The organism is Actinomycetes bacterium (genome assembly GCA_022396035.1).
GTDB lineage: Bacteria > Actinomycetota > Humimicrobiia > Humimicrobiales > Humimicrobiaceae > Halolacustris.
Genome location: JAIOXO010000028.1, coordinates 1 through 15,098 on the forward strand (window position 1 = coordinate 1; position 15,098 = coordinate 15,098).

Below are 15,098 nucleotides of genomic sequence, written 5' to 3' on the forward strand. Positions count from 1 at the left end.
TCAATACCCTGCCTGCTTCTCAGCTTCTTTTCCGGTGGCAGGATCTGGTCCGGCATGGAAGCAGCTAATGTTTTTGCCCGTTTTGAATACTTGAAAACATGCAGCTTGGAAAAACCTGCTGCTTTTACAGCCTCCAGAGGATTCTGGAAATCTTCCCTGGTCTCCCCAGGAAAACCCACCATTACATCGGTACTAACAGCAACTTCGGGGACAGCTTTTCTAATCCAGGCTAACCTTTTTAAAAAATAACCGCTGCTGTAAGGCCGGTTCATCAGGCCAAGAATCCTGTCACTTCCGCTCTGCAGGGGTATATGCAGATGCCGGCATACCCTGCCGCCATTTTCTGCCATCAAGCTGACCAATCCTGAATCTATTTCCCCAATCTCTATAGAACTTATCCTCACCCTTCCTACCGAAGTAGAATTTAATATATCTTCAAGTAATGCAGACAGGCCGTAATTATTATTAAAATCAAGGCCGTAGCGGCCAATGTGGATCCCGGTAAGAACTACTTCCTGGTAACCAAGGGAAACTAATTTTTTTATATAACCTATTACCTGTTCCGGAGGCTGGCTATGGTAGGATCCCCTTACTACCGGTACTATACAGTAGCTACAGAACTGCCGGCACCCATCCTGTATTTTTACCAGAGGCCTGGTGTGCAAACCCGGATTATCAACCTGGCTGCAATCCGCTTCCCCCTTTTTATTCAGGATATGGTTTACAATATTTAGCTTATCCTTATTTTTTAGGACTAAATCAGCTCCCATCTGCTCAAGTTTATCCTGGTTAAGTTCAGCATAACATCCGGATACCGCCAATTTGGCACCAGGATTTACCCTTCTTGCTTTATGTATAACCTGCCTTACCTTCTTATCGCTCTGCGAGGTAACTGTGCAGGTATTAATAATGCACCAGTCGGGGGACTTATCCAGTTCAACCATCCTCCACCCAGCACCCAGCAATAATGAAATAATGATATCCGATTCAGCCTGGTTTACTTTGCACCCCAGGGTATGTATATAAAATTTATTCGGTTTCATTCTTGGCCAAATAGTCTATAACTGAAAGCATATACAATGCTGCTGTTTCCGCCCTCAGGATATTCTTGCCGAAATTAAGCACCCTGGCTCCCTGTTTTTTTAACATATCCACTTCCTGCTCTTCAAATCCGCCTTCAGGTCCTATCAAACAGGCCAGTTTCTTGATTTCGGGTCCAATGTTAAACTTTAACCAGGAGCCCTCCTGTTCATAGGGAAGCAGGAAAAAATCAAACTGCCCGGGTTTTATCCCGCTTATATCCACAGGGTCCCTGATTTCGGTTAAGAAGTTTCTTTTGCTTTGCATGCAGGCCTGCCGGGCAATTTTTTGCCACCTGGCAGTTTTAAGTTTTCCCTTGCCCGCAACCACTCTCCTGCTGTAGACCGGAACAATAGCCTCCGCCCCTATCTCACATGCTTTCTGGATTAAAAGCTCCATGGCGTTTTTTTTAAGTATGCACTGAAACAGCAAAACCCTGGGAATTTCTTTTTCTACCGGATATCGAGAGGTTACAGACAGCACCATATGTTTATCCCTGATGGCTGCCACCCGGGCCAGGTAGCGGCAGCCGGCATTATCGGAAAATCCAACCCTGGTTCCTACCGAAGCCCTGAGAACTTTTTTCAGGTGCCTGCAGTCATCACCGCCCAAAACAGCCTCCTGCCCGTCAATAAACTCAGGATTGATAAAAAAATAAGGGTAACTCATTTAATTTTTTACTATCTTTTAAATGCCTTGCGCAGATTGGAAAAGAAATCACTTCCGTCCCCAACTTCTTCTCCCCTGCCTTCAGCATATTTTGCCAAAAGCTCCGCTTCACTGGCAGAAAGCCTGGTGGGTATGCCTACCTTTATATTAACTATGTGGTCTGCCCTCCGGTAACCATTTAAGGGCACAAAGCCTCTGGCCTTGAGCACCTTTTTTGTTTCCGGCTGTGTGCCCGGCTTTATAACTATTTCTTCTTCCCCGTCCAGGGTTTCTATATTCAGCTTGCAGCCCAGTGCTGCCTGGGCAAAGGATATGTCTACATGGGAAACTACATTGTCCCCATCACGCTTAAGGTGCTGGTGCGGCTTCACCTTAACTGTTACAAAAAGATCCCCGTTAATGGAACCAGATCCAGCCGAGTTTCCTCTACCGGATACCTTCAGCCGGTCACCGTTATGGATGCCGGCAGGTATGTCCACCTTTAATTTCTTCTTTTTCTGGTAATAACCGCTTCCCCTACATTGGGAACAGGGCTCAGTTACTACTTTTCCGCTGCCATTACAGTTCTTGCAAACAGAATTGGTAACCATGCTGCCCAGAAAAGTCTGCCTCTGGGTCCGTACCTGTCCACTTCCCCCGCAGGCCGAGCAGGTCTTTATTCCGTCTTCACTCTGGCTTCCCCTGCCTCCGCATTCCCCGCAGAGGTCGTCTACTAAAAACTCAACCTCTTTTTTTGCTCCGAAGGCAGCTTCCTTAAAGCTTATGCTGGCCCTTGCTTCTACATTAGAACCCCGGTTTTGCCTTCGCCTGCCCTGTGACGAAAAGCCCTGGCCGAAACCCGAGCCAAAAAATACATCAAATATATCTCCAAAATTGAACTCTTCAAAAACACTTCCAAAATCAGCTTCGTTAAACAGGTTGTTGCTAAACCCGTAACGGTCATACTGCATCCTCTTTTTATCATCGCTCAATACTGCATAGGCCTCTGATATCTCCTTAAATTTCTCCTCAGAATTACCATCACCATTATTTACATCCGGATGGTATTTATGGGCCAGCTTGCGGTATGCTTTTTTAAGCTCTTCCTTGCTGCACTGCTTGGAAACACCAAGCACCTCATAATAATCTCTCTTCTGTGCCAATTCTTACATCACCTCAAAAATTATTGTATCCAAAGTTAAAAATGATAACGCATTTACCTATTTTTTTCCAATCAGGTTTTAGCAGAAAATATCTGGTTTAAGTTAATCTTGAATAAATTAACTACATTTATAACCCTACAGTAGTCCATTCTCTTGGGACCCAGAATCCCGATGGCCCCTGAAGGCTGATTATGGATCCTGTACTTTGAAGCTATAAGGCTTAGTTCATCAGTTTCCTGATCAAAAATTTCGGACCCTATCTTAATTATAAATTCATTCTCCCTGGAAATATCCAGCAGCATCTTCATCAGCATATATTCATTCTCTATTATGCTCAGCACTTTTCTTATTTTTCCCAGGTCAATAAATTCCGGCTGTTTTAGGACATCAGATGTTCCATGCACATAAATACGGTTATACTGGATACTCTGGCTGGCATAATCCTGTATAAGCCCCATAACCTTCTTGGCCAGCAGTACCAGATGTGATTCGCTTTTTGGCAGGTTTAGCCCTTCGGGCACGATCTCTTCCATTAATTTGTCTTTAAACTGCATATTGAGAACATTGGCCAGAGCCTGCAGGTCCATGTTGTTATAAGAACCCTCCTGGTTAAAATTCCTTTTATATACATGGCCATTATCAGTTATAAGTACCATGAGAAAATTATTATTTTCCAGCTTTAACAGCTCTATATGCCTCAACCTGCTCTGGCTGATGGCTGGCGCAACCACCATGGAAAGGTAACTGGTAATTTTGGCCAGATTCTCTGAAGACTTCTTGAGTACGGTCTCCAGTTCCATATCCTCGCTCAGCCCCAGGTCCAGATTGGACCACTGGGTGTCAGCAGCCTGGACCGGTTCCTTGGTCTGTACCAGGTTATCCACATAAAACCGGTAACCTTTGTCTGTGGGTATCCGGCCGGCTGAAGTATGAGGATGGGTTAGATACCCCATCTCTTCCAGGTCTGACATTTCCTTTCGTATAGTGGCAGTACTTAAATCCAGTTCTGGGCTGCTGGCTACACTCTTGGAAGATACCGGCTCCGCTTTTTTAATAAACTTTACCACTACCTGCTTTATTATTTCTTTTTTTCTATCTGTAAGTTTCATAAATCCTTAACCACTCCATTTGACTTTTTAACCATTGGTGGTAATCTATAATCATAAACTCAGTTATCATTATAAAGAAAATTCTTTGAAAATTGAATATTTCAGCGCCGGGGGAGCCATAGGGCTGAGAGGGCAGATTGCTGCCGACCCCAACCACCTGACCTAGGTAATACTAGCGTAGGGAAGTGTAAATTAAATTTTAAATTGCCAACCTATGCAGGTTGGCATTTTTTTTGAAAGGAACCAATGAAAGAAGTAAAAAAGGCAATTATAGTTGCCAACGGAAAAATAGAAAATTTGGCCCAGATAAAACAAAATATATCCACTTTAGGCTTTAGCTGCCCGGATTTAATTATAAGTGCCGACGGCGGCGCAAAAAATACCCTGCTTCTGGGGCTGCTGCCCCAGACAGTTATCGGGGACATGGACAGCATAGATCCTGAAACTAAAGCCATGCTGCAGAACAAAAAGACAACATTTGTACAGGAATCTCCTTCCAAAGATTATACCGATACTCATCTTGCGGTAAGGGAGGCCGTCGGCCAGGGTGCAGAAAAAATAATTATCCTGGGTGCCGTCGGGGGAAGAACCGACCATGAACTGGCAAATATAATGCTGCTGGCCGATCCTTTTCTGGCCGGCAGGGATATAAAAATAATTAGCGGCACCGAAGAAATATTTACGGTCTGCAGGCCGGCAACCGTCCAGGGCGTTAAGGGAAAACAGATAAGCCTGTTTTCTCTTACCCCCTATACCTTCTTTACCGGGACTACAGGACTGAAATATAAGCTGGAAAATGAAAAACTTCTTTTTTCGCCGGTCCGGGGCATTAGCAATGAATTTAGCAGCCCGCAGGCCAGGCTGGATATATCTGAGGGCATTCTTCTGGTAATAAAACAACTATGAGGATATGGGAAAAACATTAACAAAAAAGATAAACAGCAAATATTACCCCGCGTTTCTGTTTGTGGCCATACTGGCAGTATGGGAGATGCTCTCCAGGCTGGGAGTATTTCCTCCCTTTATACTTCCTCCCCCCAGCAGCATAGTAATATCCCTGTTTACAGATTTTAAATCTATGCAGCTGGATATACTGGTTACCCTGTATGAAGCGTTTGCCGGATTTATTATCGCCATAGTACTTTCGTTTTTAATAGCAGTGCTTATGGATGCCTTAAGAGCTTTTAAGAAAACCATATACCCTTTACTTATAATATCCCAGACCATCCCCATTATAATTATAGCCCCGCTATTTATAATCTGGTTTGGTTACGGCTATACTCCCAAGCTTATTATAGTTATACTGATATGCTTTTTTCCGATTACCATAAGTCTGATGCAGTCACTCTCGGGAGTAGACAATGAACTTATCGACCTGTTAAGGTCCATGGGTTCAGGCAGGCTCCAGATATACAGGTATGTAAAACTTCCCGCCTCCATGCCGGGCTTTTTTTCCGGGCTCAAAATTGCGGCCACTTACAGCATAATGGGAGCCACCATTGGAGAATGGGTGGGAGGCAAGGACGGCCTGGGGGTATATATGATAAGGGCCAAACAATCTTTTGCTACCGACAGGGTTTTTGCAGCAATACTGGTTATCACTATACTCAGCATACTGCTGCTTAAGTTTATTGAGCTAATTGAAAGAAGAACCATGCCCTGGAAAATAAAGGCTGGTGAACCATACATTGATTAAGATAACAAAAAAAGAAAGGTATGTTATGAAAAGAACAATAACCATATATGGCTTGATGCTAACCATGATAGCAGCTTCCCTGCTTATTTTTTCTTCATGTGCTGCTCCAGGCACTGAAGAGCTAAGAGAGGTTACGGTAATACTTGACTGGGTACCCAATACCAACCATACCGGTATATATGCAGCCAGGGACCAGGGCTATTACCGGGATGCCGGACTAAAAGTGGAAATAATCCAGCCCTCAGAAGGAGGCAGCGCTGATCTGGTTGCGGCTAACCAGGGAGAATTTGGAATTAGCTACCAGGAACAGGTTACCTATGCCCGGACCGCAGATGATCCTTTACCCGTTGTAGCTATTGCTGCCATAATCCAGCACAATACTTCAGGATTTGCCTCTCCGGAATATAAAAATATAGAGACGCCTGCAGATTTTGAAGGTAAAATATATGGCGGGTGGGGCTCTCCCATGGAAGAAGCTATGCTAAGGGGCCTGATGGAAAAGTATGGCGCTGATTATTCAAAACTGGAAATAGTAAACATTGGCGCTACTGATTTCTTTGCCAGCGTAGAAAGAGATGTGGATTTTGCATGGATATACTACGGCTGGGATGGAGTAAGGGCTGAGCTTATTGATTTCCCCATAAACTTCATGCTGCTCCAGGACCTTGACCCCGTGCTTGATTTCTACACCCCGGTGATAATAGCTTCGGAGAATACCCTGGAAAATGAGCCTGTGCTGGTAAGAAAATTTTTGGAGGCCACCGAAAAAGGCTATCAGTTTTCAATAGAAAACCCTACCGCTGCTGCCGATATATTATTAAATGACAACAGCGAACTGGACCGGGGTATGGTAACCGCCAGCCAGCAATATCTTTCCAAACATTATATCAGCCATGATGAAGGATGGGGATATATGAAAGAAGAAATATGGATAGGCTTCAGCGGATGGATGTTTGAACAGGATCTTCTGGCAAATCCCCTTGAGGTTGAACAGGCCTATACTAATGAATTTCTACCGGAACAGTCATAGATATGGAAAATAACAAGGTTCTAGAAGTTATAGATGTAGAAAAAAGCTATCCGGGCCTGCATACTTTGGAAAATATATTCCTTGAGCTTGAAAGAAACCAATTCGTATCAGTGCTGGGACCCAGCGGATGCGGCAAGAGCACTTTATTTAATATTATTTCAGGGCTTGAGGAACCTGACCATGGAAAGATAATAATTGATGGAAAAGTGTATAATGGAAAGACAGGAAGAGTAAGCTATATGCACCAGAAAGACCTTCTTCTGCCCTGGAATAATATACTGGACAATGTATGCCTTCCCTTGTATATCAAAGGAGAAGAAAAGGCCAGCGCTCACCGGAAAGCAAAAAAACATATCCCTGATTTTGGGCTTGAGGGCTTCGAAAATAATTACCCCTTCCAGCTTTCCGGAGGGATGAGGCAGAGAGCAGCTTTGCTTCGAACCTATCTCTTTGCCCAGGATATAATGCTATTGGATGAGCCTTTTGGCAATTTGGATGCTATAACCCGCAGGAAGATGCAGGACTGGCTGTTAGGGCTCTTTGACAAGCTTGATGCATCGGTTTTGTTTATAACCCATGATATAGACGAAGCCATATTCCTTTCTGACCGGATATACCTGCTTTCAAAAAGGCCGGCAGTAGTAAGAAAGGTATTCGATATAGACATAAAGAGACCCCGGAATACAGATATACTTACCTCGCCGGAGTTCAACAAATTAAAAGAAGAGATTATAAAATTACTGTAAGGAGGATTATATGATTGCATTACAAATAAGCCTGTACCCGGTGGGACAGGAAGAAATCAAGGCTGCGCTGGACGCATTCTGGGAAAGTCTTTCCGGGCAAAATGTAAAATACAAGATTACCCCCCTGAGTACTATCACCTGGTCCGAAGATGAAGACTTCTTGTACCAATCTGTTTTCAAGGCTTACCGTAAGGCCAGGAAATTCGGCCATGCAGTTATGGTAACTACTCTAACTACCGGAAACCAGCAGGAGATTGAACAACTACTGGATTTTATGCCCTAACCGATACTTTTTAGGCTGGAAATTCGGCCTGCAGTGGTGGGCTCAGAAATGTTGTCAGGGTTAAATACAATACCCAGGAATTGGTGCCTATCCCCTGGCAGATAATAGATCTTGCTCAAACCTGGTTAAACTGCCCCCCATTTATGTTTTTACTTTTTTAGAACCATAATTATAGTTATATAAACAAGGATTATACTACGGGCTTGTTTATTGGTTTTAAAACAGAAGTTTATTATTCCCGGTCAGGGAAGCCTGGCTCTGGGATTTTTTAAGAACTGACCTTTTTGATGGGGGCATAACTGGCCAGCAAATGTTTTATTCCCACGCGGTCAAAATCCACATCTATTTCCATATCCTGGGCCAGCTGTTTAACCTTCAGGACCCGGCCGGTTCCCCACAGTTTGTGTTCTATGACTTCTCCCTGACTCACCTCAATGGGAGTTTTCTCTGGCTGGATACCTAAAGGTATCTTCTTTTTAGTTTCATCTTCAACCAGATGCTCTGGTATCTCTTTTAGGAATCTGGATATGGTACTGTACCTGGTATCTCCATAGATGCTATGGGTCTGGGCTGAAGACAAGAACAGCTTCTCTTTGGCCCTGGTCATCCCCACATAGCACAGCCTCCTCTCCTCTTCCAGTTGATCCATATTGGCCATACTCCTTGAATGGGGGAATATACCTTCTTCCATGCCGATTATAAATACAACCGGAAACTCCAGCCCTTTGGCATTATGCAGGGTCATAAGCACCACCGCATCTGAATCCTGGTCGTAATTATCAATATCGGTCAGCAGGGAGATTTCTTCTAGAAAAGCAGTAAGTTTTTCAAATCCCCGGCCTTCAGACCTTTGCTCAAACTCCCTGGCAACCGTAAGCAATTCCTTGAGGTTGTCTATACGGTTTAATGAATCTATGGTTTTTTCTACCTTGAGGTTTTTCATATAACCGGTATCCATCCATATCTTTTCCAGCAGAGAGTCCAGGGTCCCCTCTCCGGCAAAATCCCTGAGACCGGCCATAAAAGAAATAAAAGAAACTATCCTTTTTATTACTCCTGAAGAAAGGGAGTCATTCTCTTCACATCGATAAAATGCCTCACAGAAAGTAATATGGTTTTTTTGTGCAAACCCTTCTACTGTCTCCAGGGTTCTTTTCCCAATTTTACGGGAGGGGACATTAACTATCCTTATCAGGCTGATAATGTCGGAGGGATTGGCTATGAGTTTAAGGTATGCCAGCATATCCTTTATCTCCCTGCGGTCGTAGAAACGTACTCCTCCAAAAATCTTATAGGGGACATTGCCTTTTATAAACTGCTCTTCAACCGCCCTGGACTGGGCATTGGTCCTGTAGAAAATGGCAAAATCCCTATAACTTTTACCTTCATTTTTTATATACTGGTTAATCCTGGAAAGGATATAGGATACCTCCTGCTTTTCATTGGGCGCCTTGTATCTGGATACCAGGCTGCCTCTGGGGTTCTGGGTCCATAATTTTTTTTCTTTTCTGCTTTCATTATTTTTTATCAGGCCATAAGCTGCATCCAGTATATTCTGGGTGGAGCGGTAATTTTGTTCAAGCTTTATTACCTCAGTATTGGAAAATTGGCGGTCAAACTCTATTATGTTCTTAATCTCTGCTCCCCTCCAGCTATAGATGCTCTGGTCATCATCTCCAACCACGCATAACCTTTTATGCCTTTCTGAAAGCAGCAGTATTATCTGATTCTGGGCCCGGTTGGTATCCTGGAACTCATCTACCAGTATATACTGAAATTTATCCTGGTATTTTTCCTTAACCTGGGGAAACAGTTTCAGTATATCCACCATATACACCAGCAAATCATCAAAGTCCAGAGCACTGGCCTTATACAACTTATCCTGATAAGAAGAATATATTTTAGCAGCCTGCTTTTCAAAATAGTCGGTGGCCCTGCTGGAAAAAGTCTCATAGTCAACCAGCCGGTTCTTGGCATCGCTAATAACCGAAGACACCGCTTTAGGGGAAAACCTTTTCAGGTCCATGTCCAGCTCTTTTATGCACCGGGCAATAAGTTTTAAGCTGTCATCCTGATCATATATAACAAAATTTGAAGAGATCCCCAGCCTGGAGATCTCGCTCCTCAAGACCCTGGCGCAAAAAGAGTGAAAGGTGCTAACCCACATAGTCTCACCAACTCTTCCCACCAGCTGGATAACCCGCCTTTTCATTTCCCTGGCTGCCTTGTTGGTAAAAGTTATGGCCAGAATATTAAAAGGATCTACTGCCTTATGTTTGATTAGATAGGCAATCCTGTAGGTCAGTACCCTGGTCTTTCCGCTGCCTGCACCGGCAATCACCAATAGCGGCCCCTCGGTATTGGTAACAGCTTGAATCTGCTGGGGGTTAAGGTATTTGTCTAAATCCAAATTTGTTCAGCTACCTTATTTTCTTATTGAATATTTCAGCAATTTTAGTAACCTGGCGGAGCATTTCCTTAAGCTCTTTGGGAGTCAAAGCCTGCTGTCCGTCACAGAGCGCCTTTTCCGGATTATTGTGGGACTCTACAATAAGACCGTCGGCACCTACGGCTACCGCCGCCCTGCTCATGGGGATAACCAAATCGCTTTGCCCTACCGCATGGCTGGGATCAACAATTATAGGAAGCTTGCTCAGCTTCTTTATAACCGGAATAGCTGATAGATCCAGGGTAAACCGGGTATCCGTTTCAAAGGTACGGATTCCCCTTTCGCACAATACAACTTCACAATTTCCCCACTGGGTAATGTATTCTACTGCCAGCAGCCATTCCTTTATAGTGGAAGCCCATCCTCTTTTAAGTATAACCGGCATATTCCTCTCATTGGCCACTTTCCCCACCTTCTTCAGAAGTGCAAAATTGGACATGTTCCTGGTTCCTATCTGCAACACATCCACATAGTCGGCCACTTCTTCCACATTAGCGGCATCAGTAACTTCAGTCACTACTTTTAGGCCGTATTTATCCCCCGCTTTCCTCAGGAACTGCAAACCCTTTTCTTCCAATCCCTGAAAGCTATAAGGAGATGTACGGGGCTTATAGGCTCCTCCGCGCATAAAGTTTAAGCCGCTATCCTTGACTACCTTAGCTATAGCATCAAGCTGCTGCCAGCTTTCTACAGCACAGGGACCGGCTATCACCGTAACATAATTCTTTTGTATAAGCTTTTTATTGTTGTTATCCATTAAAATAATAAATATGAAAAAATAATAAAGAAATTTTAATCATTATAAAAAAACCTGCTAATATTTCAAACAGTATTAAAGATTTTCATCCTTTTCCAATATCTGCACATTACGCAATATTGATTCAAAAATCTGTACAATATTGTCATTATACAACGGGCCCTGGTTGTATTTAACAATATTGTTGACAAGTTCTTCTTCCCTCTTGGCATCATAAAGGGGTACTCCCTCTTTTTCCTTAAGCCTTTTTACCGCCAGCACTACCTTGGCCCTTTGGTTAAGGCTGTCTACTATATTTTTATCTATCCGGTTTATTTCTTCCCGATACTGTTTTAATTTTTTATGAAACTCATCCATACTTTTTCTCCTTAAATAATATCTATTCCCATTCTATTGTGCTTGGGGGCTTGGAACTTATATCATATACCACCCGGTTAACTCCTTCAACCTCATTTATTATACGGTTGCTTATCTTTTCCAGTATTTCATAGGGCAGCCTCACCCAATCCGCAGTCATGGCATCTTCGCTGGTAACCGCCCTTACAGCTATGGGATAAGCATAGGTCCTTTCATCGCCCATAACCCCGACACTTCTTATGCAGGGAAGGATGGCAAAAGACTGCCATATTTTTTTATACAGATTGGCCCTCTTTACCTCTTCCAATACAATATAGTCTGCTTGCTGTAGAATGGATATTCTCTCTGCAGTTATCTCCCCTATAATCCTTATAGCCAATCCGGGACCCGGAAACGGCTGCCTCCAGACAATATCCTCGGGCAGCCCCAGCTCTACCCCTAGCCTCCTGACTTCATCTTTAAATAACAGCCGCAGAGGTTCAATAAGCTTGAGCTGCATATCTTCAGGCAATCCACCCACATTGTGGTGGCTTTTAATTCTGGCCGCATCCCTGGTTCCGCTTTCAATTACGTCCGAGTACAGTGTACCCTGCACCAGGTAATCAACATTATCAATCTTTTTTGCTTCCTCTTCAAAAATCCTTATAAATTCATTGCCGATTATTTTCCTTTTCTGCTCCGGGTCAGTAACACCCTTTAATTTTTTTAAGAAACGGTCCCTGGCATTAATGGAAATCAGGTTTACCTTGAAATTTTCTTTAAACGTCTTTTCTACCTGGCGGGCTTCCCCCATCCTCAGTAATCCATGATCTACAAATATACAGGTAAGCTTATCGCTTACCGCCTTATTTACCAGCAAAGCAGCTACCGAAGAATCAACTCCGCCGCTGAGACCGCATATAACTCTGCCGTCCTTAACCTTTTTCTTTATCTCTTCCACTCTTTTCTCAATTATGGACACCATGGTCCAGTCCGGCCTGCACTCACAAATATTGAATAAAAAATTGTTTAGAATATCCATTCCTGAAGGGGTATGTACCACTTCAGGATGAAACTGTATACCGTATATCCTGTCCCGGTCATTCCCTATGCCCGCCACCGGCAGATTGCCGGTAGATGCAATAATTTTAAAACCCTCAGGTACCGCCTCCACACTATCCTTATGGCTCATCCAGCAGGTCTCTACCTGCTTGAGATCATCAAACAGTGGCGAGTCTATATCCAGGTTAACTTCGGTCTTTCCGTATTCATTTCTTCCCCCGGCAGTAATTTTGCCTCCCAGAAGAAAGGTTATAAGCTGCATGCCGTAACATATGCCCAGAATAGGTATCCCCAGGGTAAGGTACTTTTTGCTTATCCGGGGTATCTTGCCTGCACTGAGGCTGTAGGGGGAACCTGAAAATATAAGGCCTTTGGGCTTCCTGGCCATAACCTCCTCTACTGGAGTATCATAGGGAACCATTTCCGAATACACCCTGAGTTCCCTTACCCTGCGGGTAATAAGCTGACTGTACTGGCCTCCGAAATCTATAACCAGTACTGAATCCATTCCCTTCAAAGAATTATTTTCCATAAGTTATAGCCCCATTCCCACTTTTTGTTCTCTCTGATGCATTTTGCCTTCAGTTTTTATGGAAGGAGCCACCATTACCTCTGTCCTCTGAAAATCCTTTATGCTTTCATATCCACAGGTGGCCATAGAAGTCCTCAGTGCCCCAAACAGGTTAAGGGTACCGTCGTTTTCAAATGCAGGGCCAACCAATATCTGCCGCAGGCTGCCGGCTATATCAGTCTTGATTCTGGTGCCGCGGGGAAGCTCCGGATGAAAGGTGGCCATACCCCAGTGGTAGCCCCTGCCGGGAGCCTCTTTAGCCCTGGAAAGCGGCGAGCCTATCATTACCAGATCAGCACCACAGGCCACTGCTTTAGCAATATCACCACCGGTTCTCATGCCCCCGTCAGCAATAACTGCCACATAATTGCCTGTCTCTTCCAGGTGCCTCATCCTGGCTGCAGCTGCATCAGCTATAGCTGTAGCCTGGGGAACGCCAATACCCAGCACCTGCCTGGTGGTGCAGGCTGCACCGGGCCCCACTCCTACCAGCACCCCTACCGCACCGGTCCTCATCAAGTGAAGTGCACTGGAATAGGAAGCGCAACCGCCTACTATTACCGGTATGGGGCACCGGGGTATAAATTTCTTTAAGTCCAAGGGGTTTTTGGTCTGGCTAACATGTTCGGCACTGATAACCGTGCCCTGTATTACCAGTATATCCAGTCCTGCATCAATGGCTGTCTGGTAATATTTTTCCACCTTCTGGGGAGTCAGTGACGCACAGGCTATTACATTTTCCTTCTTTATCTGTTTTATCCTTTTAGATATAAGCTCTTCCTTGATAGGTTCCTGGTAGATTTCCTGCATATTCCTGGTGGCTTCTTGTGGCTCAAATTTAGCAATTCTTTCCAGCTGAGCATCTGCATCATCGTATCTGGTCTGAAGTCCTTCAAGGTTAAGTACTGCTAACCCTCCTATTTTGCCCATTTCTATGGCCAAAGTTACATCCACTACCCCGTCCATAGCAGAAGCCAGGCAGGGAATATCCAGATCGAATCCTCCCAGGCTTGCAGTTATATCCACATCTTCCGGGTCTCTGGTTCTCCGGCTGGGAACAATGGTCACCTCATCAAAACCATAAGCCCTTCTGCCAGTTTTTCCCTTCCCTATTTCAATTTCCATCTAAACCCCTTTTCTATTAATTTTTTTCTCTTCTTTTCTTATAAGCCTTCCTATATTGCCCCTGTGGGCAATCAGGGCTAAAAACCCCCATATGGCGGCAGTTATTACTATAATTGTTGGAAATTTAAAGAAATAAAATGAAAGCGGAGTGGCAACTGCTGCGGCTATGGAACTGACTGATACTATTTTAAATATCAAAAAAAATAGGGCAGCTGTTACCAGTATAGTAAAAATAGGAGCAATTCTGAAATAAGTAGCCTGAACGGTAAAAGGAAAAGCGCACATGCCTATAATTACCCCAAAAGAAGTAGAAATACCTTTACCTCCCTTGAATTTCAGGTATACCGGAAAATCATGCCCCAGTATTACCGCCACCGATGCTAATGATGCCATTAACAGGTCACCAGCGAATATAAAATAGACCGCCATCATGGGCAAGAAACCTTTTATGATATCTATAATAATGGTTAGAACTCCCGCACCGGCCCCCATAGTCCTGGCCACATTGGTACCACCTACATTGCCGCTGCCTTCCATTCTTATATCTGATCCTCTTCTTATCCTGTAGAGGACATAAGCAGTCGGAAAGGCGCCAAACAGGTAAGCTAATATAATAAATAAGGTTTTATAGAAAAAAAATATACCCATCCCTGCTCTTCCCGATTATAAGTTAAAAAAATATTACTATAAGTTGGTGATTTATTCAATTTTAAACAACCATTTAAGCAATAAAAAAAGCTGGCCATTAAGGCCAGCTTTCTTTTTATCCGTTTACATACCGGGCATGCCACCGGGCATTCCGCCTGGCATTCCGCCTGGCATTCCGCCGCCGGGCATGGATGGTCCACCCTGATCATTTTTTTCCGGTTTCTCGGCTATCACTACTTCGGTGGTAAGCAGAAGCGCAGCAATGGAAGATGCATTCTGCAGTGCCGAACGGGTTACCTTGGCCGGATCTATTATGCCTTCATCTATCATGTTTACATACTGGCCGCTGTTGGCATCAAGTCCCTGGCCGGCAGGCAGGTTTTTAACCTTCTCTA

At 44.1% G+C, this 15,098-nt stretch carries 16 protein-coding genes and 1 riboswitch; of the genes, 5 read left to right on the top strand and 11 right to left on the bottom strand.

Annotated features, from left to right (window positions below; all coding sequences use genetic code 11):
- From K9H14_07585 to hrcA, 4 genes are all read right to left on the bottom strand, one after another.
- Positions 1-1,043 (bottom strand): MiaB/RimO family radical SAM methylthiotransferase (locus K9H14_07585; protein MCG9480051.1); only part of this gene is annotated, 1,043 nt, incomplete at its 3' end.
- Positions 1,030-1,749, bottom strand: coding sequence for a 16S rRNA (uracil(1498)-N(3))-methyltransferase (locus tag K9H14_07590; protein MCG9480052.1), 720 nt, complete (start codon positions 1,747-1,749; stop codon positions 1,030-1,032). The genes K9H14_07590 and K9H14_07585, both read right to left, overlap by 14 nt.
- 11 nt (positions 1,750-1,760) lie before the next feature.
- Entirely contained in the window at positions 1,761-2,891 is a 1,131-nt protein-coding gene (gene dnaJ, locus K9H14_07595) for a molecular chaperone DnaJ (protein MCG9480053.1), read from the bottom strand.
- A gap of 71 nt (positions 2,892-2,962) precedes the next feature.
- Positions 2,963-4,000 (bottom strand): heat-inducible transcriptional repressor HrcA, encoded by a 1,038-nt coding sequence (hrcA, locus tag K9H14_07600; protein MCG9480054.1) that lies wholly within the window; start codon positions 3,998-4,000, stop codon positions 2,963-2,965.
- A 99-nt stretch (positions 4,001-4,099) separates the two neighbouring features.
- A riboswitch (TPP riboswitch) is annotated at positions 4,100-4,201 on the top strand.
- A gap of 45 nt (positions 4,202-4,246) precedes the next feature.
- Between hrcA and K9H14_07605 the strand changes: the two genes are divergently transcribed.
- Genes K9H14_07605 through K9H14_07625 form a run of 5 tightly spaced genes read left to right on the top strand, consistent with a single transcriptional unit; the run spans position 4,247 to position 7,755 of the window.
- Complete coding sequence (locus K9H14_07605; GenBank protein ID MCG9480055.1) at positions 4,247-4,906, top strand: thiamine diphosphokinase; 660 nt, start codon at positions 4,247-4,249, stop codon at positions 4,904-4,906.
- Between the two features lie 4 nt (positions 4,907-4,910).
- Positions 4,911-5,696, top strand: a complete 786-nt coding sequence (locus tag K9H14_07610; GenBank protein ID MCG9480056.1) for an ABC transporter permease — start codon at positions 4,911-4,913, stop codon at positions 5,694-5,696.
- A gap of 25 nt (positions 5,697-5,721) precedes the next feature.
- Positions 5,722-6,726: an ABC transporter substrate-binding protein gene (locus K9H14_07615; protein MCG9480057.1), complete on the top strand. Its 1,005-nt coding sequence runs from the start codon at positions 5,722-5,724 to the stop codon at positions 6,724-6,726.
- A gap of 2 nt (positions 6,727-6,728) precedes the next feature.
- A complete protein-coding gene (locus K9H14_07620) occupies positions 6,729-7,472 on the top strand; it encodes an ABC transporter ATP-binding protein (protein ID MCG9480058.1) in 744 nt (247 codons plus the stop codon).
- A gap of 10 nt (positions 7,473-7,482) precedes the next feature.
- Positions 7,483-7,755 (top strand): hypothetical protein, encoded by a 273-nt coding sequence (locus K9H14_07625; GenBank protein ID MCG9480059.1) that lies wholly within the window; start codon positions 7,483-7,485, stop codon positions 7,753-7,755.
- A 268-nt stretch (positions 7,756-8,023) separates the two neighbouring features.
- Here the strand turns inward: K9H14_07625 and K9H14_07630 are convergent, their stop codons facing one another.
- The 7 genes from K9H14_07630 to groEL form a co-directional block, all read right to left on the bottom strand.
- On the bottom strand, positions 8,024-10,165 hold the full coding sequence (locus K9H14_07630; GenBank protein MCG9480060.1) for a UvrD-helicase domain-containing protein: 2,142 nt from the start codon (positions 10,163-10,165) through the stop codon (positions 8,024-8,026).
- Positions 10,166-10,175: 10 nt separating this feature from the next.
- A complete protein-coding gene (gene aroF / locus K9H14_07635) occupies positions 10,176-10,961 on the bottom strand; it encodes a 3-deoxy-7-phosphoheptulonate synthase (GenBank protein ID MCG9480061.1) in 786 nt (261 codons plus the stop codon).
- 75 nt (positions 10,962-11,036) lie between these two features.
- Positions 11,037-11,318 (bottom strand): chorismate mutase, encoded by a 282-nt coding sequence (locus tag K9H14_07640; protein ID MCG9480062.1) that lies wholly within the window; start codon positions 11,316-11,318, stop codon positions 11,037-11,039.
- Between the two features lie 22 nt (positions 11,319-11,340).
- Positions 11,341-12,867: a glutamine-hydrolyzing GMP synthase gene (gene guaA / locus K9H14_07645; protein ID MCG9480063.1), complete on the bottom strand. Its 1,527-nt coding sequence runs from the start codon at positions 12,865-12,867 to the stop codon at positions 11,341-11,343.
- 27 nt (positions 12,868-12,894) lie between these two features.
- Positions 12,895-14,055 carry a GuaB3 family IMP dehydrogenase-related protein gene (locus tag K9H14_07650; protein MCG9480064.1) on the bottom strand — a complete coding sequence of 387 codons (1,161 nt, stop codon included), beginning with the start codon at positions 14,053-14,055 and terminating at the stop codon, positions 12,895-12,897.
- Entirely contained in the window at positions 14,056-14,703 is a 648-nt protein-coding gene (plsY, locus tag K9H14_07655; protein ID MCG9480065.1) for a glycerol-3-phosphate 1-O-acyltransferase PlsY, read from the bottom strand.
- 123 nt (positions 14,704-14,826) lie between these two features.
- A partial coding sequence (gene groEL, locus K9H14_07660; GenBank protein ID MCG9480066.1) for a chaperonin GroEL occupies positions 14,827-15,098 on the bottom strand: 272 nt, incomplete at its 5' end.

Bases quoted from the DNA above. Each gene is read 5' to 3' on its own strand.
- K9H14_07590 (MCG9480052.1), bottom strand. From the start codon at position 1,749: ATGAGTTACCCTTATTTTTTTATCAATCCTGAGTTTATTGACGGGCAG.
- hrcA (MCG9480054.1), bottom strand. From the start codon at position 4,000: ATGAAACTTACAGATAGAAAAAAAGAAATAATAAAGCAGGTAGTGGTA.
- K9H14_07605 (MCG9480055.1), top strand. From the start codon at position 4,247: ATGAAAGAAGTAAAAAAGGCAATTATAGTTGCCAACGGAAAAATAGAA.
- K9H14_07610 (MCG9480056.1), top strand. From the start codon at position 4,911: ATGGGAAAAACATTAACAAAAAAGATAAACAGCAAATATTACCCCGCG.
- K9H14_07615 (MCG9480057.1), top strand. From the start codon at position 5,722: ATGAAAAGAACAATAACCATATATGGCTTGATGCTAACCATGATAGCA.
- K9H14_07620 (MCG9480058.1), top strand. From the start codon at position 6,729: ATGGAAAATAACAAGGTTCTAGAAGTTATAGATGTAGAAAAAAGCTAT.
- K9H14_07625 (MCG9480059.1), top strand. From the start codon at position 7,483: ATGATTGCATTACAAATAAGCCTGTACCCGGTGGGACAGGAAGAAATC.
- aroF (MCG9480061.1), bottom strand. From the start codon at position 10,961: ATGGATAACAACAATAAAAAGCTTATACAAAAGAATTATGTTACGGTG.
- K9H14_07640 (MCG9480062.1), bottom strand. From the start codon at position 11,318: ATGGATGAGTTTCATAAAAAATTAAAACAGTATCGGGAAGAAATAAAC.
- guaA (MCG9480063.1), bottom strand. From the start codon at position 12,867: ATGGATTCAGTACTGGTTATAGATTTCGGAGGCCAGTACAGTCAGCTT.
- K9H14_07650 (MCG9480064.1), bottom strand. From the start codon at position 14,055: ATGGAAATTGAAATAGGGAAGGGAAAAACTGGCAGAAGGGCTTATGGT.
- plsY (MCG9480065.1), bottom strand. From the start codon at position 14,703: ATGGGTATATTTTTTTTCTATAAAACCTTATTTATTATATTAGCTTAC.